1 protein-coding gene is annotated in these 364 nt (G+C 77.5%); it reads right to left on the bottom strand.

Annotated elements, in window-relative coordinates; all coding sequences use genetic code 11:
* A partial coding sequence (locus tag GTW08_RS24920; RefSeq protein ID WP_161152619.1) for an acyltransferase domain-containing protein occupies positions 1-364 on the bottom strand: 364 nt, incomplete at both ends.

Raw genomic sequence — 364 nt, 5'->3', positions numbered from 1 at the left:
GAGCAGCGCGGCCGGTTCGCCGTGCCCGGCGCGCAGGGCCGGGGTGACGACGGCGGCGTCGTCGCCGACCGCGGGGAGCACGGCGCGGGCCGGCGCGGACAGCACGCCGTCCGGACCGATCTCCAGGAACGCGGTGGCCCCGCCCGCGGTCAGGGTCGCCAGGCCGTCGGCGAAGCGGACCGTCTCCCGGACGTGGCGCACCCAGTGCTCCGGGGTGGCCAGGTCGTGCGGCGATCCCGCCCCGGCGAGCAGCGACACGACCGGGATCGCGGGCAGCTCGTAGCCGAGGTCCCGGACGACGGCACGGAACTCGTCGAGGACCGGGTCCATCAGCGGCGAGTGGAAGGCGTGGCTGACCCGCAGC

The organism is Pseudonocardia sp. SID8383 (assembly GCF_009864975.1).
Classification (GTDB): domain Bacteria; phylum Actinomycetota; class Actinomycetes; order Mycobacteriales; family Pseudonocardiaceae; genus Pseudonocardia; species Pseudonocardia alni.
The sequence above is the reverse complement of the archived record's forward strand: the minus strand, read 5'-3'. Positions and strand labels throughout refer to the sequence as shown.